Origin of the sequence: Streptomyces sp. P13-3-3, assembly GCF_050571355.1 — a bacterium.
In the GTDB taxonomy this organism is placed as follows: domain Bacteria; phylum Actinomycetota; class Actinomycetes; order Streptomycetales; family Streptomycetaceae; genus Streptomyces; species Streptomyces althioticus.
This window is the reverse complement of record NZ_CP192228.1, coordinates 5,374,406-5,399,577: the sequence shown is the minus strand read 5'-3', so window position 1 is coordinate 5,399,577 and position 25,172 is coordinate 5,374,406. Positions and strand designations below refer to the sequence as shown.

Genomic DNA, 25,172 nt, shown 5'->3' with positions numbered 1-25,172 from the left:
CCGCGCGTGAAATTGCACGGTCTTCGTCCCGTCCGGCGTCCGGCTGCCGTAGCATCCGGGGACGGGCCGCCCCACCTGCTCCACGGTCAACCCGCGGATCACCGGACGCAGTTGGCTCGCTCGGGAGGACGTCATGAAGCATCGCGGCAGACACCGCCGCCGCCGCAGAGGCAGAGCGCTGCGCGCCACGCTGGCCGGTACGGCCCTGGCGCTCACCGCGGCCGCCACCATGATCAGCACCTCGCAGGCCACCGACGCCGACGACCCCGGCGCGCTGAAGCCGCTCACCGCGGCCGCCGACACCGCGCCGCTGCGGCTGACCGAACACGCCGTGCCGGGCGCCGAACTGGACCGTCTCAGCGCGTCGATGGGTCCCGCCGTGGGCGTGGGCGCCGTCCTCGCCGACCCGGACGGGGCCCTGGAGGACGCCGACGACTGCACGGACGAGGACCGGCGGGCGCTGCCCGTCGAACCGGCCGTGACGACGGCGTACTGCTGGCCGGAGCGGGACACCGACGGCTGGCGGGCCGGCGCGGTCACCACGTCCGGGGACGCCGACGAGGACGGCCGCTGGGGCGCGCACCGGGTGGTCCTGTCCGGGTGGACCCGCAGTTCGGGGACGCCCGCCGAGCAGGGACTCGCGCGGATCGCGTTCGTGGCCGCCGACGACGACCGGACGCCGCGCTACACCTGGGCGCTGCTCGCGGTGCCGGTGGACGGCGGGCGGGACTTCCGCGGGCTGGGCTCCGACGTGTCCGGGATGGTCTGGTACCAGGACAAGCTGCTCGTCACGGCAAGCCGGGGCGAGGGCGACGCGCTGTACGTGTACGACCTGGACCGGGTGCAGCGGGCCACCGTGGACGCCGGGACCGTGGGGCGGGTGCCCGGCGGCTGGTCGGCGGCGGGCGCGCGGTACGTGCTCCCGGCGGTCGCCTCCTACACGACGGCGGGCGCGGACGCGCCGCGGCCCGGCGGCATCGCCCTGGACCGCGGCTCCGTGCCCCACGGTCTGGTGGTGCACGAGGCGACGGCCCCGGACGAGGAGGGCCCGACCCGGCTGTGGCGGTACGCGTTCGGTCCGCGCCCGGGGTACGGCCCGCTGCTGCGGACGGAGCCGGTCGCGGTGTACGAGACAGAGCTGACGCGGGTGCGCGGGGTGCTGGCGCACCGGTCCGACTGGTACGTCAGCCGTGCCACGGGCGCGCCGGAGGAACGCGGCACACTCTGGCGGCAGGACACGAAGGGCGCGAGCCCGGTGCGCTGCGGGGCGGACGAGACGTACCGCTGCTGGAGCGGCCCCGCGACGTCCTTGTCGTACTGGCAGGCGACCGGGGACGTGTGGTCGCAGTCGGGTCGGATGCTGTTCGCGCTGCCGCTGGCGGCGGTCGACGAGGCGCTGGAGCGGTAGCGCACCCACGGATGTCCGGCCTGTGGGCAGGCGTTCGACACGGATGTGCGGCGGATGGTTGTCTTTCGGACATGACGACCCTCTCCGTGACCACCTGGTCCCTGGAGCAGACCGCGCCCACCGATCTCCGTCCGGCCGCCGTGCCGGAGGGGGACGTGCGGGTGGTCCGCTCCGAGGTGCCCTCGCCCGAGTTCAGCCGCTTCCTGTACGCGTCGGTGGGCGGCGACATCCGCTGGACCGACCGGCTCGGCTGGTCGTACGCGCGGTGGCAGGCGCATCTGGAGCGGCCCGGCGTGGAGACGTGGGTCGCCCACGACCGGGGCACCCCGGCCGGGTACGTGGAGCTGGAGGCGCAGGACGAGGGGGCCGTGGAGATCCTCTACTTCGGGCTGCTGCCCGCCTTCCGCGGCCGGCGCATCGGCGGTCATCTGCTGTCGTACGGGGTGGCGCGCGCCTGGGACCTGGCCGACCGGTGGCCGGGGGTGAAGCCGACCACGCGGGTGTGGCTGCACACCTGCAGCAAGGACGGCGAGCACGCCATGGACAACTATCTGCGGCGGGGTTTCCGGCTGTTCGACACCAAGGTGGAGGACGAGCCGGAGGTGGCCACGCCGGGCCCGTGGCCGGGGGCCTACTCCGCCTGAGCGGCTCCGGCAAGACCGCTCGCACCGCATGTGACCAAGGACACCCTTGTCTCGCACGCCGAGACAAGGGTGTCCACATTTCGGATAACGGTGGACTGCCTCCAGATCGCCGTGCCAGGCTTCCGCCATGCCTGGAACTGGAATCGCCTTGGTGAGTCGGCGGCACGTCGACCTCGGCCGCATGTCCAGCGCCATCTGTCCGGCGCGCTGAGAGCACCCAGCAGCGCCCGACACCCCTCTCCCCATCCTTTGCTGCGCAAGGACGCGCACGACTCTGCCCGCGTGCGCGTAAACGCAGGTCAGAGCCGCTCCCCCGGCATGGCGCCCCGCGCCGAGAGACCATCCACCGCTGTCCCGAAGGACGTATCAACCATGGCCGCCACCCCGCAGAAGCCTGCCGCCGCGCAGAAGCCTGCCGCCGCGACCCCCCGCCGCAAGGCGAGCCGTCACCGCGGAGAGGGACAGTGGGCGGCGGGGCACTTCACCCCGCTCAACGGCAACGAGCAGTTCAAGAAGGACGACGACGGTCTCAATGTGCGGACACGCATTGAGACGATCTACTCCAAGCGGGGCTTCGACTCGATCGACCCCAACGACCTGCGCGGCCGCATGCGGTGGTGGGGCCTCTACACCCAGCGCAAGCCCGGCATCGACGGCGGCAAGACGGCGATCCTGGAGCCGGAGGAGCTGGACGACGAGTACTTCATGCTGCGGGTGCGCATCGACGGCGGCGCGCTGACCACCCGGCAGCTGCGCGTCGTCGGTGAGATCTCGCAGGAGTTCGCGCGCGGCACCGCGGACATCACGGACCGGCAGAACGTCCAGTACCACTGGATCCGCATCGAGGACGTGCCCGAGATCTGGGACCGCCTGGAGGGCGTCGGCCTGTCCACGGTCACCGCCTGCGGCGACACGCCCCGCGTGATGATCGGCTCCCCCGTCGCGGGCATCGCCGAGGACGAGATCATCGACGGCACGCCGGCGCTGGAGGAGATGAAGCGCCGCGTCCTGGGCAACCAGGCGTACTCGAACCTGCCCCGCAAGTTCAAGACGGCCATCTCCGGCTCGCCGGTGCTCGACGTGGTGCACGAGATCAACGACGTGGCGTTCGTCGGCGTCCGCCACCCCGAGCACGGGCCCGGCTTCGACCTCTGGGTCGGCGGCGGCCTGTCGACCAACCCCAAGCTGGGCGTGCGGCTCGGGGCCTGGGTGCCGCTCGAGGACGTGCCGGACGTGTACGAGGGCGTCCTGTCCATCTTCCGCGACTACGGCTACCGCCGGCTGCGCAACCGCGCCCGGCTGAAGTTCCTGGTCGCCGACTGGGGCGCGGAGAAGTTCCGTCAGGTGCTCGAGGACGAGTACCTGAAGCGCAGGCTGACCGACGGTCCGGCGCCCGCCGAGCCGGTGTCGCGCTGGCGCGACCACATCGGGGTGCACCGCCAGAAGGACGGCCGCTTCTACGTCGGCTTCGCGCCGCGCGTCGGCCGGGTCGACGGCGCCACCCTCACCAAGATCGCGGACGTCGCGGAGGCGCACGGCTCGGGCCGGGTGCGCACCACCGTCGAACAGAAGATGATCATCCTCGACGTCGAGGAGTCCCAGGTCGAGTCCCTGGTGGAGTCCCTGGAGGCGCTGGACCTCAGCGCCCGCCCCTCGCCGTTCCGGCGCGGCACCATGGCCTGCACCGGCATCGAGTTCTGCAAGCTCGCCATCGTCGAGACGAAGGCGCGCGGCGCCTCGCTGATCGACGAACTCGAGCGCCGCATGCCGGAGTTCGACGAGCCGATCACCATCAACCTGAACGGCTGCCCCAACGCCTGCGCCCGTATCCAGGTCGCGGACATCGGTCTCAAGGGCCAGCTCGTGCTGAACGACCGGGGCGAGCAGGTCGAGGGCTACCAGGTCCACCTCGGCGGCGCGCTCGGCCTGGAGGCCGGGTTCGGCCGCAAGGTGCGCGGCCTGAAGGTCACCGCGGACGAGCTGCCGGACTACATCGAGCGGGTGCTGAAGCGCTTCGAGGCGGAGCGCGAGGACGGCGAGCGGTTCGCGTCCTGGGCCACCCGCGCCTCCGAGGAGGCCCTGTCGTGAGCGAGCGGGCGGCGCCGTTCCACTGCCCCTACTGCGGCGACGAGGACCTGCGTCCGAGTGAAGAAGGGCACGGCGCGTGGGAGTGCGCGGCCTGCAACCGCGCCTTCCGGCTGAAGTTCCTCGGGCTGCTGGCCCGGGGTCTGGACCGATCCGACACGGGAGGGGACCCGGAATGACGGCCGTATCGGACGAGCGCGGCACCGTCGAGTTGCGGGAACTGGCCGAGCAGGCGGGCCGGGACCTGGAGGACGCCTCCGCACCGGAGATCCTCCGGTGGGCGGCCGACACGTTCGGCAGGCGCTTCTGCGTGACCTCCTCCATGGAGGACGCGGTGGTCGCCCACCTCGCCTCCCGGGCCCTTCCCGGGGTGGACGTGGTGTTCCTCGACACCGGCTACCACTTCCCCGAGACCATCGGCACCCGGGACGCCGTGGAGGCCGTGATGGACGTCAACGTCATCACCCTCACCCCCCGGCAGACGGTCGCCGAGCAGGACGCCGAGTACGGCCCGAAGCTGCACGACCGCGACCCGGACCTGTGCTGCAAGCTGCGCAAGGTGCGGCCGCTGGAGGAGGGCCTGAAGGACTACCTGGCCTGGGCGACCGGCCTGCGCCGCGACGAGTCCCCGACCCGGGCGAACACCCCGGTCGTGGGCTGGGACGAGAAGCGGCGGAAGGTGAAGATCTCCCCCATCGCCCGGTGGACCCAGGACGACGTGGACGCCTACGTCGCCGAGCACGGCGTCCTCACCAACCCGCTCCTCCAGGACGGTTACGCCTCCGTGGGCTGCGCCCCCTGCACCCGCCGCGTGCTGGAGGGCGAGGACGCCCGCGCCGGCCGCTGGGCGGGCAGCGCCAAGACCGAGTGCGGACTGCACGGCTGACCGCCATGACCGCGCCTTCGACGAACCAGGAGAACCACGTGACGACCGGAGCCACCGTCTGGCTCACGGGTCTGCCGAGTGCGGGCAAGACCACCATCGCGCACGAACTCGCCGCCCGGCTGCGTGAGCAGGGCCGGCCGGCCGAGGTGCTCGACGGCGACGAGATCCGCGAGTTCCTCTCGGCGGGCCTCGGCTTCAGCCGCGAGGACCGGCACACCAACGTGCAGCGCATCGGCTTCGTCGCCGAACTGCTCGCCCGCAACGGCGTGCTGGCGCTCGTCCCGGTGATCGCCCCGTACGCCGACAGCCGCGAGGCCGTCCGCGCCCGCCACGAGACGAACGGCACGCCGTACGTGGAGGTGCACGTGGCGACGCCGGTGGAGGTGTGCTCCGTCCGTGACGTGAAGGGCCTGTACGCCAAGCAGGCGGCGGGTGAGCTGTCCGGGCTCACCGGCGTCGACGACCCGTACGAGGAGCCCGAGAAGCCCGATCTGCGCATCGAGTCGCAGCACCAGACCGTGCAGGAGTCCGCGGCGGCCGTTCACGCCGTGCTCAGCGAAAGGGGACTGGCATGACGACCGCCGCCACCACTGTCGAGGAGGGTACGGACAGCCCGTACGCCCTCTCCCACCTGGACGCCCTCGAGTCGGAGGCCGTGCACATCTTCCGTGAGGTGGCGGGTGAGTTCGAGAAGCCGGTGATCCTGTTCTCCGGCGGCAAGGACTCCATCGTCATGCTGCACCTGGCGCTGAAGGCGTTCGCGCCCGCGCCGGTGCCGTTCGCGCTGCTGCACGTGGACACCGGGCACAACTTCCCCGAGGTCCTCGACTACCGCGACCGCACGGTCGCCGAGCACGGGCTGCGGCTGCACGTCGCCTCCGTGCAGGACTACATCGACCGCGGCGTCCTCAAGGAGCGCCCCGACGGCACCCGCAACCCGCTGCAGACGGTGCCGCTCACGGAGAAGATCCGCGAGGAGCGCTTCGACGCGGTGTTCGGCGGCGGCCGGCGGGACGAGGAGAAGGCCCGCGCCAAGGAGCGGGTGTTCTCGCTGCGCGACGAGTTCTCCCAGTGGGACCCGCGCCGCCAGCGCCCCGAGCTGTGGAACCTGTACAACGGCCGGCACGCCCCCGGCGAGCACGTCCGCGTGTTCCCGCTGTCCAACTGGACCGAGCTGGACGTGTGGCAGTACATCGCCCGCGAGAACATCGAACTGCCCCAGATCTACTACGCGCACGAGCGCGAGGTGTTCCAGCGCGGCGGGATGTGGCTGACCGCGGGCGAGTGGGGCGGCCCGAAGGACGGCGAGACGGTCGAGAAGCGCCTGGTGCGCTACCGCACCGTCGGCGACATGTCCTGCACCGGCGCGGTCGACTCCGACGCCGACACCGTCGAGAAGGTGATCACGGAGATCGCCGCCTCCCGGCTCACCGAACGCGGCGCCACCCGCGCCGACGACAAGATGTCCGAGGCCGCGATGGAAGACCGCAAGCGCGAGGGGTACTTCTAAGCATGAGCACGATCACGACCGAGGAGCTCTCGGCCACCACCCTGCTGCGGTTCGCCACCGCCGGCTCCGTCGACGACGGCAAGTCCACCCTCGTCGGCCGGCTGCTGCACGACTCCAAGTCGGTGCTCGCCGACCAGCTGGAGGCGGTGGAGCGCGCCTCCGCCGGCCGCGGCCAGGAGGCCCCCGACCTCGCGCTGCTCACCGACGGTCTGCGCGCCGAGCGGGAGCAGGGCATCACGATCGACGTGGCGTACCGTTACTTCGCCACGCCACGGCGGCGGTTCATCCTCGCCGACACCCCCGGCCATGTGCAGTACACGCGGAACATGGTCACCGGCGCCTCGACCGCCGAGCTGACGGTGATCCTGGTCGACGCGCGCAACGGCGTGGTCGAGCAGACCCGCCGGCACGCGGCGATCGCCGCGCTGCTGCGGGTGCCGCACGTGGTGCTCGCCGTGAACAAGATGGACCTGGTCGGCTACGAGGAGCCGGTGTTCGCCCGGATCGCCGAGGAGTTCACCGCCTACGCCACCGAGCTGGGCGTGCCCGAGGTGACCGCGATCCCGATCTCGGCGCTGGTCGGCGACAACGTGGTGGACCCGTCCGCGAACATGGACTGGTACGGCGGGCCCACCGTGCTGGAGCACCTGGAGACCGTGCCGGTCAGCCACGACCTGACCCGCTGCCACGCCCGGCTGCCCGTGCAGTACGTGATCCGGCCGCAGAGCCCCGAGCTGCCCGACTACCGCGGCTACGCCGGGCAGATCGCCGCCGGCACCTTCCGCGTCGGCGACGAGATCACCGTGCTGCCCTCGGGCCGCTCGACCACGATCACCGGCATCGACCTGCTGGGCAAGCCCGTCGACGTGGCGTGGACGCCGCAGTCGGTGACGCTGCTCCTCGCCGACGACATCGACATCTCCCGGGGCGACCTGATCGTCCCGGCGAAGGACGCCCCGGCCACCACGCAGGACCTGGAGGCGACCGTCTGCCACGTCGCCGACGAGCCGCTGACGGTCGGCCACCGCGTCCTGATCAAGCACGGCACCCGCACGGTCAAGGCGATCGTCAAGGACATCCCGTCCCGCCTCACCTTGGACGACCTGTCCCTGCACCCGCACCCGGGCCGGCTCACCGCCAACGACATCGGCCGCGTCACCATCCGCACCGCCGAACCGCTGCCCGCCGACACCTACGCAGACTCCCGCCGCACAGGATCGTTCATCCTGGTCGACCCCAACGACGGGACCACGCTGACCGCGGGCATGGTCGGCGAGTCCTTCGCCTCGCCCGACCCGGTCGACGACGGCACGGACGACGACGGGTGGGACTTCTGACCACCCGCCGGCCCTCCGCCGCCCCCGTAGTGCCCTGACCCGCCGACGGCCCGGCCGCGCGACCACCGCGCGGCCGCCGGCCGCCACCGAGAGGACCGTTCCCCTTGCCTGCCACGACCGCCCTGCGCCGCGCCCTCGCGGTGACGGCCGTGCTGCCGTTGCTCGCCCTGGCCGCCTGCGGTTACGGATCGCAGGCCAAGGACCCGGGCACCGCGCAGGTCGCCTCGGGTGCGAGGACCGACGGTCTGGACGCCGTCCGGATCGGCTACTTCGGCAACCTCACCCACGGCACCGCCCTGGTCGGCGCCGAGAAGGGGTTCTTCCAGAAGGAACTCAGGGGCACCGAGGCGAAGTACGCGGTGTTCAACGCCGGCCCGTCGGCGATCGAGGCGCTCAACTCCGGCTCCCTGGACGTCGCCTTCCTCGGCCCGTCCCCGGCCGTGAACGGTTACACCAAGGCGGACGGCAAGAACCTGCGGATCGTGGGCGGTGCGGCCTCCGGCGGGGTGAAGCTGGTCGTGAACCCCGACAAGGTGACGTCCCTGGAGGACGTCGAGGGCAAGCGGATCGCGACCCCGCAGCTCGGCAACACCCAGGACGTGGCGTTCCTCAACTGGGCCGTCGAGCAGGGCTGGAAGGTCGACCCGCAGAGCGGCAAGGGCGACGTCACCGTCGTCCGCAGCGACAACAAGGTCACCCCGGACGCCTTCACATCCGGCTCCGTGGACGGGGCCTGGGTGCCGGAGCCGACCGCTTCGCGGCTGGTCGCGCAGGGCGGCAAGGTGCTGCTGGACGAGTCGTCGCTGTGGCCGGACGGCAAGTTCGTCATCACCAACATCGCCGTCCGCCAGGAGTTCCTCGACGAACACCCCAAGGCCGTCGAAGCCGTGCTGCGGGCGTCCGTCGCGGCCAACCGGTGGATCAACGCCCACCCCGAGAAGGCCAAGGAGGCCGCGAACGCGCGGCTCGCGGCCGACACCGGCAAGCCGCTGCCCGCCGACGTGCTCGACCCGGCCTGGAAGTCGATCACGTTCCTGGACGACCCGCTGGCCGCCACCCTCAGGACCCAGGCAGGCCACGCCGTCGAGGCGGGCCTGCTGGAGCAGCCGGACCTGAAGGGCATCTACGACCTGTCCCTGCTCCGCAAAATCCTCCGGGCGGCCGGCCGGCCCGCCGTCGACGACGCCGGACTCGGCGTCGCCCGACCCGGATCACACACGCTTCCCAGGAGGTGACGACCATGGCCACGACCCTCGCCAAGGCCGCCGACGGCACGCGGTCGGCCACGCACGCGGCCCGTATCGAGCACGTCTCGAAGTCCTTCGCCGGCCCCGCCGGGCAGCAGCTCGTGCTGGACGACATCAGCCTCGACGTCGCCCCCGGCGAGTTCGTCACCCTCCTCGGCGCCTCCGGCTGCGGCAAGTCCACCCTGCTCAACCTCGTCGCCGGCCTCGACAAGCCCACCGCAGGCGGCATCACCACCGACGGCCGCCCCGCCCTGATGTTCCAGGAACACGCCCTGTTCCCCTGGCTCACCGCCGGCAAGAACATCGAACTCGCCCTGAAACTCCGCGGCACCCCGAAGAACGAACGGCGTGAGCGCGCCGAGGAGCTGCTGGAGCTGGTCCGCCTGGGCGGCGCCCACGGCAAGCGCGTCCACGAGCTGTCCGGCGGCATGCGCCAGCGCGTGGCCCTCGCCCGCGCCCTCGCCCAGGAGAGCCGGCTGCTGCTGATGGACGAGCCGTTCGCCGCGCTCGACGCCATCACCCGCGACGTCCTGCACGACGAACTCACCCGCATCTGGCGCGAGACCGGCCTGTCCGTCCTCTTCGTCACCCACAACGTCCGCGAGGCCGTCCGCCTCGCCCAGCGCGTCGTCCTGCTGTCCTCCCGCCCCGGCCGCGTCGCCCGGCAGTGGACCGTGGACATCCCGCACCCCCGCCGCATCGAGGACACGGCCGTGGCCGAGCTGTCCGTCGAGATCACCGAGCAACTCCGTGGGGAGATCCGCCGACATGGCCAGCACTGACACCACCCCCAAGGACGCCGGGGACCTCGCCGGACTCGAAGCGGGCCTGGACGCGCTGGAGACGGTGCAGACCACCCGCAAGCCGCTGCGGCAGACCCTCACGCAGAAGGTGCTCCCGCCGGTCGTCGCCGTCGCGCTGGTGCTGGCCGTGTGGCAGTCGCTGATCACCTTCGAGGTCGTCGACGACCCCACCAAGCTGCCCGCGCCCGCCGACGTCTGGGCCGTGCTGGAGAAGGCCTGGCTGCAGGGCGAACTCCTCGGCTACATCTGGACCTCCGTCTCCCGCGGCCTGCTCGGCTTCTGCCTCGCCCTGCTCATCGCCACACCCCTGGGCCTCCTTCTCGCCCGCGTGAAGCTGATCCGGGCGGCGATCGGCCCCGTCCTGTCCGGCCTGCAGTCCCTGCCCTCGGTCGCGTGGGTCCCGCCCGCCGTCATCTGGCTCGGCCTGAACAACCAGATGATGTACGCCGTCATCCTGCTGGGCGCGGTGCCGTCCATCGCCAACGGACTGCTCTCCGGCGTCGACCAGGTCCCGCCCCTGTTCCAGCGCGCCGGACGCACTCTCGGCGCCACCGGGCTGAAGGGCACCTGGCACATCACCCTGCCCGCCGCCCTCCCCGGCTACGTCGCCGGCCTCAAGCAGGGCTGGGCCTTCTCCTGGCGCTCCCTCATGGCCGCCGAGATCATCGCGTCCTTCCCCGACCTCGGCGTCGGCCTCGGGCAGCTCCTGGAGAACGGCCGCAACGCCAGCGACATGGCCATGGTCTTCGAGGCGATCCTGCTGATCCTCACCGTCGGCATCGCCATCGACCTGCTGATCTTCAGCCCCCTCGAACGCCGGGTCCTGCGCACCCGCGGACTCCTGGTGAAGAGCTGAGGTGCCGGTGATGCGCCGTCCCGTCCTGCTCGTCGTCGCCCACGGCAGCCGCGACCCGCGGCACGCCGCGACCGTCCACGACCTGGTGCGCCGGGTGCGCGCGCAGCGGCCCGGACTCAGGGTGGAGACCGGGTTCCTGGACTTCAACGTGCCGTCCGTCGGCGCGGTCCTCGAGTCCCTGGACGCGGAGGGGGTGCGTGACGTGGTCGCGCTGCCGCTCCTGCTCACCCGCGCCTTCCACGCCAAGGCGGACATCCCCGCGGTGCTGTCCGAGGCGCCGCCGCGGCTGCGGATCCGCCAGGCGGACGTGCTGGGCCCGTCGCCGCTGCTGCTGGCGGCCCTGGAGCGCCGCCTGTACGAGGCGGGCCTGACGCCCGCCGACAAGTCCTCGACCGGGGTCGTGCTGGCCTCGGCGGGGTCCTCCGACCCGGAGGCGATCGCAGTGATCGCAGACGTCGCGCGGGAGTGGCGGCACACCGGTTGGTGCGCCGTGCGGCCTGCGTTCGCCTCCGCATCCCTTCCCCGCACCGAGGACGCGGTGCGGGAGCTGCGGGAGCTCGGCTGCGCCCGCGTGGCCGTCGCCCCGTACGTGCTGGCCCCGGGCCGCCTCCCGGACCGCATCGTCCGGGGCGCGTCCGAGGCGGACGTCCTGGCGGACGTCCTGGGTCCGGCCCCCGAGGTCGCGCAGGTCCTCCTGGACCGCTACGACGCGGCCCGGACGCCGCTGCTGACGGCTCTGGGCGCCTGAGCCTCAGCCGGCCGTCATCTCCACCAGCTTGCGCACCGTGTTCCAGTTGCGGCTCGTCGCCACCACGCCCTTGTTCAGGCGGGGCTTCGACAGATGCTCGGCGAGCTTGGAGCGGCCGAGGCCGTCGGGAACGTACAGGTACAGGCAGCGGTCGCCGAGGCGGAAGTCCTCCGGGAGGTAGGTCTCGCGGTCGATCTCCGCGAACCGGTCCTCGGTGACGGGTGCGGAGAAGTAGGTGACGTGAAGCTGCTTCGGCTCCAGGTCGGCGACCGGGAAGGGGCAGGCGTCGGCCACGCTCCTCAGATAGGCGTGGTCGCGGACGATCACGTCGACGTCGAAGCCGAAGCGGCCGGCGACCGCCCCGGACAGGTCGGCGGCCAGCGACTCCTCGTCGCCGTGGTCCGCGGTGAACGCGGCCTGACCGCTCTGCAGGTACGTACGCACGTCCTCGTGGCCGAGGCTCTCCATCAGGGTGCGCAGCTCGGCCATCGGGACCTTCTTGCCGCCGCCCACGTTGATCCCGCGCAGCAGCGCCGCGTATCTCGTCGCCATGGCCCCGACTGTAGTGCGGCCGTCGTGCCCCGTGGGGGTGGGCACGACGGCCGGGGCCCGCGCGCGGCGGGCCTCGCAACTCTGACCGACGGGCGGCTCGCGGAGCAACCTGAACACACTGCTGTGACTTATTCAACAAGGTTGCGGAACGGCTGTGACCGGATGCTGCCCCTCCGCCCCTCGACCCTAATTCACCGTGCCGGTGTCCCGGACATGTGTAGGGGGCCACGGTCCTCCCCAGTGGGGAGGCGGGCCGCGCCGTCGGGATGAGCCGGGGCCCGCAGGCTTCACCGGGCAGCACGACGAGACGCGCTTACGCCGCCCATACCGTCGAGACGTCAGGTGGTGGCAGGGGGCCGCCGCCGCGGACGAGGGAGCGAACCCGTCATGGGGAACGGAGACGCGCGGGTACGGGGGCTCGCCGCCCGCGCCGGCGGCTGGAGCGCGCGGCACCGCTGGGCGGCCGTCGGCATCTGGGTGCTGTTCGTGGTGCTGGCGATGGGGCTCGGCTCGGCGGCGGGCCGGGTCGACGTCGAGGACAGCGAACAGCTCAAGGGGGAGACCAGCACCGCGGCCCGCATCATCGAGGAGGCGGGGATCGAGGAGCCCGCCTCGGAGACCGTGCTCGTCCAGGCGAAGGACGACGGTCTCACGTCCACGGACGCGGAGTTCCGGTCGGCGGTCGCGGCGGTGATGACCGCGGTGGAGCGGACCGGCGAGGTCACGGACGTCACCTCGCCGTACGACAGCGGCACGGTCTCGAAGGACGGGCGCAGCGCGCTGGTCCAGTTCGACGTGCGGGGTGACCCGCGGACGGCCGGTGAGCGGATCGAGCCGGTGCTGGACGCGGTCGCGGACGTGCAGAAGGAGCACGACGCGCTGCGGGTCGAGGAGATCGGCGGCGCCAGCATGATGAAGACGTTCGACGACGCGTTCGGCGACGACTTCAAGAAGGCCGAGTACTCGGCCGTGCCGGTCGCCCTCGGCATCCTGCTGATCGCCTTCGGCGCGCTGGTGGCGGCGCTGCTGCCGGTCGCCCTGGCGATCACCGCGATCATCGCGACGATGGGACTGATGGGGCTCGTCAGCCACCTCCAGCCGATGAGCGACACCGCCAACTCGGTGATGCTGCTGGTGGGTCTGGCCGTCGGCGTCGACTACTGCCTCTTCTACCTGCGCCGCGAGCGCGAGGAGCGCGCGGCGGGACGGGACGCGCGGACGGCACTGCGGATCGCCGCCGCGACCAGCGGCCGGGCGATCGTCGTCTCGGGTGTCACGGTGTGCGTGGCGATGGCGGGCATGCTGTTCACCGGGATCGCCGAGTTCGAGGCGATGGGTCTGGCCTCCCTGATGGTGGTGGCCGTCGCGATGGTCGGCTCGGTGACGGTGCTGCCGGCGCTGCTGTCGCTGCTGGGCGAGCGGGTCGAGAAGGGCAGGGTGCCGTTCCTGCGGCGGCGGACGGGCGGCCGCGACGACAGCCGGTTCTGGTCGGCGGTGCTGAAGCGGGTGCTGGCCCGGCCGGTGCTGTCGGTGGTCGTGGCGACCGGTGCGCTGCTCGCGGTGGCCGCGCCCGCGCTCGGCATGAAGACCGAGAACCTCACGCTGGACCAGGAGTTCGGCGACTCGCTGCCGATCGTGCAGACGTACAACCGGGTCAACGAGGCGTTCCCGGGCGGCTCGGAGCCGGCCGAGGTGGTCGTCAAGGCGGACGACATCAACGCGCCCGAGGTGAAGGCGGCGCTGGCCGACTTCCGTGAGCAGGCGGTCAGTTCGGGCGCCTCGCGCGGCCCGGTCGAGATCAAGCTGCACGACCAGCGGAACCTGGCGTTCGTCTACGTGCCGCTGGTGGGCGGCTCCGACCAGGACGCGGCGGGCGCCAGCCTGGAGAAGCTGCGCGACGAGGTGCGGCCGGCGACGCTCGGCCAGGTCGACGGGGTCGAGGCGCCGATCACCGGCCAGGTGGCGGGCAACAAGGACTTCAACGACCAGCTGGTCGGCTCGGTGGTCCCGGTGTTCGCGTTCGTGGTGGTGTTCGCCTTCCTGCTGATGCTGCTGTCGTTCCGCTCGCTGACGGTCGCGCTCACCTCGATCGTGCTGAACCTGCTGTCGGTGGGCGCCGCGTACGGCATCCTCGTGGCGGTCTTCCAGCACGGCTGGGGCGCGTCCCTGGTGGGCGCGGAGGGCGTGGGCGCCATCATCACCTGGCTGCCGCTGTTCCTCTTCGTGATCCTGTTCGGCCTGTCGATGGACTACCACGTGTTCGTGGTGTCCCGGATCCGTGAGGCGCGGGCGCGGGGCCTCGAGACGCGGGACGCGATCCGGCACGGGGTGGTCACGACGGCCGGCGTGGTCACCAGCGCCGCGGTCATCATGGTCGCCGTGTTCGCGATCTTCGGGACGCTGTCCATGCAGTCCATGAAGCAGATGGGCGTGGGCCTGGCGGCGGCGGTGCTGATCGACGCGACGGTCATCCGGGGCGTGCTGCTCCCGGCGGTGATGGCGCTGCTGGGCGAGCGGAACTGGTACTTCCCGAAGTGGCTGCACCGGCTGCCCGACCTCACGCACGACGAGGCGCCGGCGGCGGTCGCGCCGAGGACGCGGGACGACGAGGACGAAAAGGTGCCGGTCTGACCGGCACGGTCACCACGAGCGAGGGCCCGACGGCTGCCACCGCCGGGCCCTGTCCGTGTGATGCCGCCGTGCGGCCGGGCACGTGCGGTCGGGCTCACGACGGCCGTCGTGAGCCACCGGGACCGCGCCGACAGCCACGCGCCGTCACGCCCGGCCGCCGTGAAGCCGCGAGCGGCGGGCCCGCCGGACCGACCGGCTGCCGGGGGGCCGGGCTGCCGGGCCGACGGGCTGACGCAGTGCCGGGCCCACGGACGGTTGGGCTGTCGGGCCGGCGGGGCCGTGGCGGCGCGTGGGTGGATCAGGGGCGGGCCGGGAGTTCCGCCTCGATCAGGTCGGCCGCCCTCTTCGTGCCGCCCTCCTTCGCCGTCTCCGCCTGGATGTGCTTCAGGCGGCGGGCGACCTCCGGGTCGTCGACGAGGGCGAGGGCCGCGGTGCGCAGTGCCTCGGGGGTCGCCTCCTGGGTGGGCAGGTGCCGGGCCACGCCGAGCGCCTGGAGCATGTCCGCGTTGCCGAACTGGTCCACGGCCTGCGGGACGGCGATCATCGGGGTGGCCGTGGCCAGCCCCTCCTGGCTGCCGCCCGCACCCGCGTGGGTGACGAACAGGTCGGCCTGCTTCAGGATCGCGAGCTGCGGCACCCAGGACCGCACCTCCACGTTCGGCGGTACGTCGCCGAGCTCGGCCGGGTCGACGTGCTTGCCGATCTGCAGCACCAGGTGCCAGCCGGGCAGGCCGGCGAACGCCTCGACGCACGCCCGGTAGAAGGCCGGCTGCTTGGTGAAGGACGAGCCGAGCGACACCAGGACGACCTTCTCGGCCCCGGCCGGCCGCTGCCAGTCGCCCTCGGCGGCACGGTCGCCCTGGCAGGCGCCCACGAAGGAGTACACGCGCTCGTCGACCCGGTCGGCGTTCGGCTGGAGCGCCTTCGGGATCAGCACGATGGAGCGGTCCGGGCGGCCGCCGAAGTCCTCCGGGCTCAGGGTGATCCCGTTCTCCTCCAGCCACGCCCGGAAGCGGGCCTGGTACGCCTTGCCGCGTTCCGTCCTGTTCGGCTCCTCCCACATCGGCTCGGCGACCTCCTTCTCGTAGCCCTCCCAGGCGACGAGGTTCGGCGAGAGGGAGACGGCGGGCACGCCCCAGCGGTGGGCGAGCACGCGGGCCGGGTAGGAGGTGATGTCGTGCAGCACGAGGTCGGGGGTGTCGCCCTCGTACGCCTCGATGAGCTGCGGGAGCGCCTGCACGGCGTCCGCGAGGAAGGGCTCGACGTTGTCGAGGAGGGTGGTGCCCCAGGCCTCGGGGTCGTCGTCGGGGCCGGGCAGGGTCGAGTTCCACAGCTTGGGCTCGGCGCCGGTCGCGGCGACCTTGTCGGCGAACAGGGGCGGGATCGCGTACGTCACCCGGTGCCCGCGCGCCACCAGCTCCCGGATCACCTCGAGGCTGGGGTTCACGTGCCCGTGGGCGGCGATGGAGAACATGGCGATGTGCGCGGGAGCGGTCATGGGGCGACCGTAGACGAGACGATACGTCTCGTGCAACTGGATAACCGGCGCGCCCCGCTCACCGCTGGTAGCGGGCCAGCACCAGGTTCCCGTCCTTCTCCAGTCGCTTCCGCAGCTCACCGAGGCCGATCGCCCCGCTGTAGTACTCCTGGAGCGCCGGGGTGGCGACCTTGTCCTTCCACTCCGGGTAGCCCCGCACGGACTGCGCGGGGGCCGGGCGCAGGTGGGACGCGAGGGCGGTGCCGACGGCCCAGCCGTGTTCGGGGGTGCGCAGGGCCGGGTCGGCGAGGGCCTGGCGGCCGGTGGGCAGCATCCAGTCGCCGAGCGCCAGGCGCACCATGTTCCGCGGCTGGAGCAGGAAGTCCAGGAAGGCGACGGCCTCCTGCTTGTGCGGGCAGTCCTCGGCGACGGACAGCGTCTGCGGGCTGACGCCCTGGGCGAGCCCGCCGGCCCCGGCGGGTGCGGGCAGCACCTGCCACTCGAAGCCCTCCGGCGCCTGCTGGGCGATCTGCTGACGGTACGAGAAGCCGAGCGGCACCATCGCGTACTTGCCGGCGAACAGGCCGGGCAGGGTGTCGGAGCCGCCGCTGCCGAGGGTGGTGGGCGAGGCGCTGTGGTCGGCGCCGACCTGCTCGCTGATCGTGCGCGGGACGATCTCGTCGCCCTCCTCGAACCGCACGGTGACCTTTCCCTCGGCGTCGCGGTGGAAGAGCCGGCCGCCCGCGGAGAGGGACAGGTTGAGCGTGGCGGACACCGGCTCCTTGAGGGGCCAGGCCACGCCGTAACGGCCGTCACCGGACAGCTCCTTCGTCACCTGGCGGAACTCGGCCCAGCTCCATGGGTCTTCGGGGGTCGGGACGCGGACGCCGGACTCCTTCAGGCGGGCGGAGTCGGCGATCAGGACGCGCGGCTCCTGGAGGAAGGGCACGCCGTAGATCCCGTCGTCGAAGGTGACGGACTGCCAGGACAGGGCGGGGATGTCGGAGGTGAGCCGCTCGGGCAGCAGGTCCGTGAGGTCGGCGAGGTGGCCGCCGTACGCGAAGTCGGCGAGGTCGTCGGAGGCGTCGTGGACGATGTCGGGGGCCTCGCCGCCCTCGAAGGACGTGAGGAGCTGGTCGTGGACGCTGTCCCAGCTGCCCTGGACGTACTCCACACGGATGTCGGGGTGGAGGGCGTTCCACTCGTCGACGAGTTCCCTGGTGGCCTCGACCGACTCCTTCTGCCAGGCCAGGGACTGGAAGCGCAGGGTGACCCGGCCGTCGTCGCGGGTGCCGCCGGAGGAGCAGCCCGCCAGGAGCAGGGCGAGGGCGATCGCTCCGACGAGCGTCCTGACGCGTGTCATGGGGGACATCAGCCCTTCACCGCCCCGGCGAGGAGGGAGCCGGTGATGCGGCGCTGGATGAGCGCGAACACCAGCAGGGACGGAAGCGTGGCGAGGAACGCGGCGGCGGCCAGCGGGCCGAGGTCGGCGACGCCTTCGGCGCCGATGAAGCGGGTGAGGAGCACCGGCAGCGTCTGCTGTTCCGGCGTCTTCAGCAGGACGAGGGCGAAGAAGAACTCGTTCCACGCGGTGACGAACGCGAACAGCGCGGTCGCGGCGATGCCCGGCGCGAGCAGCGGCACGGTCACCGACACCAGGACGCGCAGCCGCCCGGCGCCGTCCACGGCCGCCGCCTCCTCCAGCTCGGCCGGCACGGCGCGGACGTAGCCGGTGAGCATCCACAGGGCGAAGGGCAGCGACCAGACGACGTGGACCAGCACCAGGCCGGGCAGCGAGTCGATCAGCCGCAGGTTCTTCAGCACCAGGAACAGCGGGATGATCAGCAGCACGAACGGGAACGCCTGGCTGACGACCACCCAGCCGGTCGCCGCCCGCGCCAGTGCGGAGCGGTGGCGGGCCATGACGTAGGCCATGGGGGTGGCCACGGCGACCGCGACGAGGGCGGCGGCGGACGCGGTGAGCAGGGAGTTGAGGGCGGCGCGCAGCAGCGGCTGCTCGTCGAAGGCCTGACGGAAGTTGGCGAGGGTGGGGTCCTTCGGGATCCAGGTGGGGTGCAGCCCGGCCAGCTCGGTGGCGGGCTTGAACGCGGTGGACGCCAGCCAGACGAACGGGAAGGCCAGGAAGACGAGGTACGCGAGCAGGGCCGCGTACTGGCCGGCGCGGGCGGCGGGACGTGTCCTCAACGCTCGTCGCCTCCCCTCAGCCGCCCCACGAGGAACACGGCGAGCAGCACCGAGATGACGGCGACCATCACACAGCCCATGGCGGCCGCGTAGCCGAACTGCCCGTACCGGAATGCCTCTTCGTAGGCGAACAGCATGGGCAGGCGGGTGCGTCCGCCGGGGCCGCCGTTGGTGAGCACGTAGACCAGGGCGAAGGAGTTGAAGTTCCAGATGAGGTTGAGCGCCGTGATGGCGAGGGCGACGGGCCGCAGCGCGGGCCAGGTGACCGTGCGGAAGCGGCGCCAGGCGCCCGCGCCGTCCACGGCCGCGGCCTCGTGCAGCTCGCGCGGGGTGTTCTGCAGCCCGGCGAGCAGCGCCACCGTGGTCTGCGGCATGCCCGCCCACACGCCGACCACGATCACCGCGGGCAGGGCGGTGGCGAGTCCGCTCAGCCAGTCCCGGTCGCCGCCGAACCCGAGGTCGCGCAGCGTCTCGTTGAGGATGCCGGCGTCCGGGTTGTAGGTGAGGCGCCACATGATGCCGACGACCACCTCGGGCATGGCCCAGGGGACGATCGCCAGGGCGCGGGCCGCCCAGCGCAGCCGCAGGTCCTGGTTGAGCAGCAGGGCGAGGCCGAGCGCCAGCAGGAACTGCGGGACCGTCACGCCGACCGCCCACACCAGCCCGATGCGGAACGACTCCCAGAACAGGGTGTCCTGGAGCAGGTCCTGGAAGTTCAGCGTGCCGATCCAGCGGGTCGGCTCGGTACGGCCGGACTGGGCGTCGGTGAAGGCCAACATGATCCCGTACAGCAGCGGGCCGACGCTGAGCACCAGGATCGGGATCAGCGCGGGCAGCACCAGGAACCACGGGCCGTGGTCGACGGCACGCCGCCCGGGGCGGCCGGGGTCGGGCGCGCGGGGCGCGGACCTCCTCGCCTCGGTCACCGACGTCACGGCATCAGCCCCTTTGCGGGTGGGGGTGGGCCCGGCCATGGTCGTGAACACGACAGCGGACGTCAAGGGGCCACGCACACCGCCCGACCTGTGCGAATGCGAGACTGACCGGCGAACGGCCGGACGGAGGCGCCCGGCGGGGCCCGGGACGGACACGGAGGCGGAAGCGATGGACGAGGCGCGGGCGCGGGAGGTTCTTCAGGCCGCGGGGGTGCTGCCCGGGGGTGCCGGGGACGCGCGGCTGCTGGCGCTCGGCGAGAACGCGGTGTTCGCCGCCGGGGGCCTGGCGGTGAAGGTGGGCCGGGACGCGGAGCTGCTGGAGCGGGCCCGCCGCGAACTGGCCGTCGCCGGATGGCTGGCCGAGCAGGGCGTGCCGGCCGTGCGTCCCGCCGTGTCCGAGGCGCTGCTGGTGGAGGGGCATCCGGTCACCGTGTGGCACCGGCTGCCCGACCCGGTGCGGCCCACGGAGCCGAAGGACCTCGCCGTGCTGCTGCGGCAGGTGCACGCGCTGCCCCCGCCGCCCTTCGCCCTGCCGCCCCGCTCGCTGCTGGACGGTGTCGAGCGCTGGCTGCGGCTCGCGGGCGACGCGGTCGACCCGGAGGACGCGGCCTATCTGCGCGAACGGCGCGACGGCTTCGCGGCGGCCGCCGCCGCGCTGACGCCCCGGCTGCCGCGCGGGCCGATCCACGGCGACGCGCTGCCGCGCAACGTGCACGTCGGGCCGGACGGTCCGGTGCTGATCGACCTGGAGACCTTCTCCTCGGACCTGCGCGAGCACGACCTGGTGGTGATGGCCCTCTCCCACGACCGCTACGGCCTGCCGGACGAGGCGTACGCCTCCTTCACCGGGACCTACGGCTGGGACGTGCGCGAGTGGGAGGGGTGTGCGGTGCTGCGCGGGGCGCGGGAGACCGCCAGCTGCGCCTGGGTCGCCCAGCACGCCCCGGGCAATCCCAAGGCCCTGGCCGAGTTCCGCCGCCGGGTGGCGTCCCTGCGGGACGGGGACGAGACGGTGCGCTGGTACCCGTTCTGAGCGGATCCCGCGGCCCTCGGGGCTCTCGCCCGGCTCGTCCGGCGCGCGTGCAACCGCCGGGCACACGCTCCCGTCCTGCTCGCCGTTCTCCTGCGCCCTGCGCCTGCACGCGCCGCACCCCGCCCGCGGTGGGCCGAAGGCGCACCACACCTCACCGCCGCCCGGTCCGGGCCGAGGGCCGGCTGAGCGCGGGTCAGACCGGCTCCTCCGCCGGCGCGCGCAGCGGCCAGGTGCCGTCGACGAGGGCGGCCGGGTCGCCCTTGCGGCGCAGGAAGTCCTGGAAGTCCGCCGCCCAGGCCGCGTACCACTCGATCTGACGGCGGTGCAGCTCCGCCGGGCCGAGGGCCGCCACCTTCGGGTGGCGGTCGGCTATCGCGCAGGCCAGGCGGGCGGCGGCGAGGGCGTCGGCCGTCGCGTCGTGCGCCGCGTCGAGGCGGACGCCGTACTCCGCGCAGACCGCCTCGAGGGTGCGCTTGCCGCGGCGGTAGCGGTCGACGGCCCGGTCGATGGTGTACGGGTCGATCACCGGGCCCGGGGCGGCGCCGCCCAGGCGGTCGCTCAGCGAGGGCAGTCCGTACCGCCGCAGTTCGGCGGAGAGCAGGCTCAGGTCGAACGAGGCGTTGTAGGCGACGACCGGGACGCCGGTCTTCCAGTAGGCGGCGAGGACGCCGGCGATGGCGTCGGCCACCTGGTCGGCGGGGCGGCCCTCGGCGGCCGCGCGCTCGCCGCTGATGCCGTGGACGGCGACCGCGTCGGCGGGGATCGGCACGCCCGGATCGGCCAGCCACTCCCGGCGCCCCAGCGTCTCCCCCGCGCGGAGCTCGATCACGGCTCCCGTGACGATCCGCGCCTCGCGCGGATCCGTCCCCGTCGTCTCCAGATCGAAGCCGATCAGCAGCTCCCGGTGCCAGCCCATGGGCTGCCCCCCTTCTGTGCGGTGCGTTCCCCCAGTGGCTTCACCCTCGCACGCGCCACTGACAACCAGAGGATCGCATTCCGTTTCCAGGGCGGACCGGGCGGCCCCCGCACCCCACACGGATCCGGCGGTTCAGGACACCGGCCGCGAATCCGCCCACATCTGCTCGAACTCCTCGCGGTAGGTGGGGAAGAGACCGCCCTCCTCGATCTCGCCCGGCTTGACCACCTTCGTCCCGTTGCGCAGGACCAGTACCGGAGCCTCCATGCCGCGGGTGCGGCGCAGGTGGTTCTGCACCACGGCGATGCCGTCGGAGCCGTCCCCGTCCACCAGGTACGCCGTGCAGCGCGGCGTCTCGTCGTAGACCTGGATCTCGAAGGCGCCCGGGTCGCGCAGCCGCGACCGCACGCGGCGCATGTGGAGGATGTTCATCTCCACCGACCGGCCCAGCTCGCCCCGCTTGATGCCCAGTTCGCGCTCGCGCCGCTTGACCGCGCTGGAGGCCGGGTTGAGGAACAGCAGCCGCACCCGGCAGCCGGACTCGGCGAGCCGCACCAGCCGGCGGCCCGAGAAGTTCTGCACGAGCAGGTTCAGGCCGATGCCGATGGCGTCGAGCCTGCGCGCACCGCCGAATATGTCCTCGGCGGGGAACTGCCGCAGCAGCCGCACCCGGTCCGGGTGCACCGCGACCACGTCCGCGTACCGGTCCCCGACCAGGTCCTCGACCGCGTCCACCGGAAGCCGTCGCGCCGAGGGCACGTCGCCGCCCGCGCCGAGCATCTCCAGCAGCCGCGCGGAGGCCCGCTCCGCCTGGTTCAGCACCGCCTCGGACAGCGCCCGGTTGCGGGAGACCACGTTGCGGGTGACCTCCAGCTCGTCCAGGGCCAGCTCGACGTCCCGGCGGTCGTCGAAGTACGGCTCGAAGCACGGCCAGTGCTGCACCATCAGCTCGCGCAGCTGCGGCAGGGTGAGGAACGACAGCACGTTGTCGTCGGCGGGATCGAGCAGATAGCCCTTGCGGCGGCTGACCTCGCGCACGGCGACCGCGCGCTGCACCCACTCCTGCCCGGCGGGCCCGGCGGCGGCCACCACCCAGTCGTCGCCGTGCACGGGCTCGTAGATCGGGCGCAGCACGGCGGCCACGACCGCGCGCAGCCGCTGCTCGACCAGGTTCAGCCAGATGTAGGCGCGGCCGGCCCGCTGCGCGCGCGTGCGCACCTCGCGCCAGGCGTCCGCGCCCCAGTCCAGCTCCGGTCCGATCGAACCCGCGTCCATCGGCCGTGCCAGGGACACCGCACCGGGCGGGACGTCCGTGGAGCCGCTCCCCTCGTGACCCTCGTCACCAGGGGGCAGTTCCAGCCCTCCCGAGCCCACCCGCGCACCGCCTTCCAGTCCCCCGAGCACTCCCCGTCCAACGATCAAGGAGAGTACTCCGCATGCGGTGCGTGATGCAGCCCGATGGACAGGGTCGTTTCCCAACTTCCCCCGACCAAGCGACCGTTCCGCTCTCGGCGGTCCGGCGAGTGAGCAGGTTCATAGCGGAAATCCCAGGAGGTGCGGCCGGCCGCGGCCGGGGCATGGGTAGGAGGTGGACCCGCCCTTGATCCCGCCCGTTCGGGGAGACACGGGGACACTCGGAGCCAAGGCGTCCCCACCGGCGCCGTACACCTGAAAGAGTCGTGTCCATGCAGGTCTGGCCTGGCGAGGCGTATCCGCTCGGTGCCACGTACGACGGCGCCGGAACGAATTTCGCGGTCTTCACGGAGGCCGCGGACCGAGTAGAGCTGTGTCTGCTCCACGACGACGGCTCGGAGACCGCGGTCGAACTGCGGGAGAGCGACGCGTTCGTGCGGCACGCGTACCTGCCCGGGGTGATGCCCGGGCAGCGGTACGGCTTCCGTGTGCACGGGCCGTACGCCCCCGAGCGGGGGCTGCGCTGCAACTCCGCGAAACTGCTGCTCGATCCGTACGCGCGTGCGATCAGCGGCTCGATCCAGTGGGGCGAGGAGGTCTACGGCTACCACTTCGACGACCCCGGACGGCGCAACGACCTGGACTCGGCGCCGCACACGATGACGTCGGTCGTGGTCAACCCGTACTTCGACTGGGGGGACGACCGGCGCCCCCGGACGGAGTACCACCACACGGTGATCTACGAGGCGCACGTCAAGGGCCTCACCATGCGCCACCCCGGACTGCCCGAGGAACTGCGCGGCACGTACGCGGGCCTGGCGCACCCCGCGATCATCGAGCACCTGACCGAACTGGGCGTCACCGCGCTGGAGCTGATGCCGGTCCACCAGTTCGTGAACGACCACCGGCTGGTCGACATGGGACTGAACAACTACTGGGGCTACAACACCATCGGCTTCTTCGCCCCGCACAACGCCTACGCGTCCTGGGGGGACCGGGGCCAGCAGGTGCTGGAGTTCAAGTCGGCGGTGAAGGCGCTGCACGAGGCCGGGATCGAGGTGATCCTCGACGTGGTCTACAACCACACCGCCGAGGGCAACCACCTGGGTCCCACGCTGTCCTTCAAGGGCCTCGACAACCCCTCGTACTACCGGCTGGCCGAGGACCCCCGGTACTACATGGACACCACGGGCACCGGGAACTCGCTGCTGATGCGGTCCCCGCACGTGCTCCAGATGATCATGGACTCGCTGCGGTACTGGGTCACCGAGATGCATGTCGACGGGTTCCGCTTCGACCTCGCGGCCACCCTGGCCCGGCAGTTCCACGAGGTGGACCGGCTGTCGTCGTTCTTCGACCTGGTGCAGCAGGACCCGATCGTCTCCCAGGTGAAGCTGATCGCCGAGCCGTGGGACGTCGGCGAGGGCGGCTACCAGGTGGGCAACTTCCCGCCCCTGTGGACCGAGTGGAACGGCAAGTACCGGGACACCGTGCGGGACCTGTGGCGGGGCGAGCCGCGCACGCTCGCCGAGTTCGCGTCCCGGCTGACCGGCTCCTCCGACCTCTACCAGGACGACGGGCGGCGCCCCCTCGCCTCGATCAACTTCGTCACCTGCCACGACGGCTTCACCCTGCACGACCTGGTGTCGTACAACGAGAAGCACAACGAGGCCAACGGGGAGGACAACCGGGACGGAGAGAGCCACAACCGGTCCTGGAACTGCGGGGCCGAGGGCGACACCGACGATCCGGCGGTGCTGGGGCTGCGGGCCCGGCAGATGCGGAACTTCATCGCCACGCTGATGCTCTCCCAGGGCGTCCCGATGATCAGCCACGGCGACGAGCTGGCGCGCACCCAGCGCGGCAACAACAACGCCTACTGCCAGGACACCGAACTGGCCTGGCTCGACTGGCCGGACGAGGGCGACGAGGAGGACGGGGACGGGGAGGGCGACCTCCGGCGGCGGCTGCTGGAGTTCACGCGCGCGATGGTGTGGCTGCGCAAGGACCACCCCGTCTTCCGACGCCGCCGCTTCTTCCACGGCCGTCCCGTGGAGGGCACCCACGACGACCTCTCCGACATCGCCTGGTTCACGCCCGAGGGCGCGGAGATGACCCAGCGGGACTGGGAATCGGCGCGGGCGTCGGCGCTGACCGTGTTCCTCAACGGCAACGCCATCTCCGAGCCGGGGCAGCGGGGGGAGCGGATCACCGACGACTCGTTCCTGCTGATGTTCAACGCCTCGCCGAAGCCGCTGGACTTCGTGGTGCCCGTGGACCACGGGGCGCAGTGGCAGGTGGTGGTGGACACCGCCCGCGAGGACGGCGTGCCGCCGGGCACGGGGCGGAAGGTGTCGGCGGGGACGCGGCTGAGGCTGGCGGATCGCAGCCTCACGGTGCTGCAGCGGCCGGCGTAGGGGCTGCTCCCCCTGGGGCTCCGCCCCAGACCCCGCTCCTCGAACGCCGGAGGGGCTGATTTCAGCCCC

General features: G+C 72.4%; 22 protein-coding genes and 1 pseudogene. 16 read left to right on the top strand and 7 right to left on the bottom strand.

Annotated features, from left to right (window positions below):
- Window positions 1–133: 133 nt before the first annotated feature.
- The 13 genes and pseudogenes from ACQZOG_RS24290 (at window position 134) to ACQZOG_RS24230 (ending at window position 11,524) form a co-directional block, all read left to right on the top strand.
- Complete coding sequence (locus ACQZOG_RS24290; protein WP_037642343.1) at window positions 134–1,408, top strand: hypothetical protein; 1,275 nt, start codon at window positions 134–136, stop codon at window positions 1,406–1,408.
- Window positions 1,409–1,419: 11 nt separating this feature from the next.
- Window positions 1,420–1,914, top strand: a pseudogene (locus tag ACQZOG_RS24285) (GNAT family N-acetyltransferase); the annotation flags it as partial.
- 265 nt (window positions 1,915–2,179) lie between these two features.
- Entirely contained in the window at window positions 2,180–2,263 is an 84-nt protein-coding gene (locus ACQZOG_RS24280) for a putative leader peptide (protein WP_310887545.1), read from the top strand.
- 161 nt (window positions 2,264–2,424) lie between these two features.
- Window positions 2,425–4,140: a nitrite/sulfite reductase gene (locus ACQZOG_RS24275; RefSeq protein WP_359518008.1), complete on the top strand. Its 1,716-nt coding sequence runs from the start codon at window positions 2,425–2,427 to the stop codon at window positions 4,138–4,140.
- Complete coding sequence (locus tag ACQZOG_RS24270) at window positions 4,137–4,316, top strand: hypothetical protein (protein ID WP_033273959.1); 180 nt, start codon at window positions 4,137–4,139, stop codon at window positions 4,314–4,316. The genes ACQZOG_RS24275 and ACQZOG_RS24270 overlap by 4 nt, the downstream gene beginning before the upstream one ends.
- Complete coding sequence (locus ACQZOG_RS24265; protein ID WP_359595807.1) at window positions 4,313–5,023, top strand: phosphoadenylyl-sulfate reductase; 711 nt, start codon at window positions 4,313–4,315, stop codon at window positions 5,021–5,023. The genes ACQZOG_RS24270 and ACQZOG_RS24265 overlap by 4 nt, the downstream gene beginning before the upstream one ends.
- Before the next feature lie 5 nt (window positions 5,024–5,028).
- Window positions 5,029–5,598, top strand: a complete 570-nt coding sequence (cysC, locus tag ACQZOG_RS24260) for an adenylyl-sulfate kinase (RefSeq protein ID WP_191882775.1) — start codon at window positions 5,029–5,031, stop codon at window positions 5,596–5,598.
- Window positions 5,595–6,533, top strand: a complete 939-nt coding sequence (cysD, locus tag ACQZOG_RS24255) for a sulfate adenylyltransferase subunit CysD (RefSeq protein WP_430741798.1) — start codon at window positions 5,595–5,597, stop codon at window positions 6,531–6,533. The genes cysC and cysD overlap by 4 nt, the downstream gene beginning before the upstream one ends.
- 2 nt (window positions 6,534–6,535) lie before the next feature.
- Window positions 6,536–7,870, top strand: coding sequence for a sulfate adenylyltransferase subunit 1 (locus ACQZOG_RS24250; RefSeq protein ID WP_037642338.1), 1,335 nt, complete (start codon window positions 6,536–6,538; stop codon window positions 7,868–7,870).
- A 104-nt stretch (window positions 7,871–7,974) separates the two neighbouring features.
- Window positions 7,975–9,105, top strand: coding sequence for an ABC transporter substrate-binding protein (locus ACQZOG_RS24245; protein WP_430741797.1), 1,131 nt, complete (start codon window positions 7,975–7,977; stop codon window positions 9,103–9,105).
- Window positions 9,106–9,110: 5 nt separating this feature from the next.
- A complete protein-coding gene (locus tag ACQZOG_RS24240) occupies window positions 9,111–9,899 on the top strand; it encodes an ABC transporter ATP-binding protein (protein ID WP_033273964.1) in 789 nt (262 codons plus the stop codon).
- Window positions 9,886–10,776 (top strand): ABC transporter permease, encoded by an 891-nt coding sequence (locus ACQZOG_RS24235; RefSeq protein ID WP_033273965.1) that lies wholly within the window; start codon window positions 9,886–9,888, stop codon window positions 10,774–10,776. The genes ACQZOG_RS24240 and ACQZOG_RS24235 overlap by 14 nt, the downstream gene beginning before the upstream one ends.
- A 10-nt stretch (window positions 10,777–10,786) precedes the next feature.
- Window positions 10,787–11,524, top strand: a complete 738-nt coding sequence (locus ACQZOG_RS24230; RefSeq protein ID WP_037644208.1) for a sirohydrochlorin chelatase — start codon at window positions 10,787–10,789, stop codon at window positions 11,522–11,524.
- 3 nt (window positions 11,525–11,527) lie between these two features.
- Here ACQZOG_RS24230 and ACQZOG_RS24225 read toward each other — a convergent pair whose 3' ends face one another.
- A complete protein-coding gene (locus tag ACQZOG_RS24225) occupies window positions 11,528–12,076 on the bottom strand; it encodes a DUF1697 domain-containing protein (protein WP_058917203.1) in 549 nt (182 codons plus the stop codon).
- 387 nt (window positions 12,077–12,463) lie between these two features.
- On the opposite strand from ACQZOG_RS24225, the gene ACQZOG_RS24220 reads away from it, so the two are divergent.
- Window positions 12,464–14,707: an MMPL family transporter gene (locus ACQZOG_RS24220; protein ID WP_058917202.1), complete on the top strand. Its 2,244-nt coding sequence runs from the start codon at window positions 12,464–12,466 to the stop codon at window positions 14,705–14,707.
- Between the two features lie 298 nt (window positions 14,708–15,005).
- Here ACQZOG_RS24220 and mgt read toward each other — a convergent pair whose 3' ends face one another.
- From mgt to ACQZOG_RS24200, 4 genes are read right to left on the bottom strand one after another with little or no spacing between them, the layout of a single operon-like run.
- The gene (gene mgt, locus ACQZOG_RS24215; RefSeq protein ID WP_203549892.1) at window positions 15,006–16,205 is read right to left on the bottom strand and encodes a macrolide-inactivating glycosyltransferase; all 1,200 of its coding nucleotides are present in this window, start codon (window positions 16,203–16,205) and stop codon (window positions 15,006–15,008) included.
- 58 nt (window positions 16,206–16,263) lie between these two features.
- The gene (locus ACQZOG_RS24210; RefSeq protein WP_037644206.1) at window positions 16,264–17,547 is read right to left on the bottom strand and encodes an ABC transporter substrate-binding protein; all 1,284 of its coding nucleotides are present in this window, start codon (window positions 17,545–17,547) and stop codon (window positions 16,264–16,266) included.
- Window positions 17,548–17,555: 8 nt separating this feature from the next.
- Window positions 17,556–18,389 carry a carbohydrate ABC transporter permease gene (locus ACQZOG_RS24205; protein ID WP_359671818.1) on the bottom strand — a complete coding sequence of 278 codons (834 nt, stop codon included), beginning with the start codon at window positions 18,387–18,389 and terminating at the stop codon, window positions 17,556–17,558.
- Window positions 18,386–19,324, bottom strand: a complete 939-nt coding sequence (locus ACQZOG_RS24200) for a carbohydrate ABC transporter permease (protein ID WP_033273969.1) — start codon at window positions 19,322–19,324, stop codon at window positions 18,386–18,388. Before ACQZOG_RS24200 ends, ACQZOG_RS24205 begins: the two co-directional genes overlap by 4 nt.
- 169 nt (window positions 19,325–19,493) lie before the next feature.
- On the opposite strand from ACQZOG_RS24200, the gene ACQZOG_RS24195 reads away from it, so the two are divergent.
- A complete protein-coding gene (locus tag ACQZOG_RS24195) occupies window positions 19,494–20,357 on the top strand; it encodes a phosphotransferase enzyme family protein (protein ID WP_058917199.1) in 864 nt (287 codons plus the stop codon).
- 193 nt (window positions 20,358–20,550) lie between these two features.
- Here the strand turns inward: ACQZOG_RS24195 and ACQZOG_RS24190 are convergent, their stop codons facing one another.
- Window positions 20,551–21,273, bottom strand: coding sequence for a 3'-5' exonuclease (locus ACQZOG_RS24190; protein ID WP_058917198.1), 723 nt, complete (start codon window positions 21,271–21,273; stop codon window positions 20,551–20,553).
- A gap of 132 nt (window positions 21,274–21,405) precedes the next feature.
- The gene (locus tag ACQZOG_RS24185; RefSeq protein WP_078493043.1) at window positions 21,406–22,647 is read right to left on the bottom strand and encodes an SAV2148 family HEPN domain-containing protein; all 1,242 of its coding nucleotides are present in this window, start codon (window positions 22,645–22,647) and stop codon (window positions 21,406–21,408) included.
- 311 nt (window positions 22,648–22,958) lie between these two features.
- Between ACQZOG_RS24185 and glgX the strand changes: the two genes are divergently transcribed.
- Window positions 22,959–25,103, top strand: coding sequence for a glycogen debranching protein GlgX (glgX, locus tag ACQZOG_RS24180; protein ID WP_033274171.1), 2,145 nt, complete (start codon window positions 22,959–22,961; stop codon window positions 25,101–25,103).
- The last annotated feature ends 69 nt before the right edge of the window (window positions 25,104–25,172 follow it).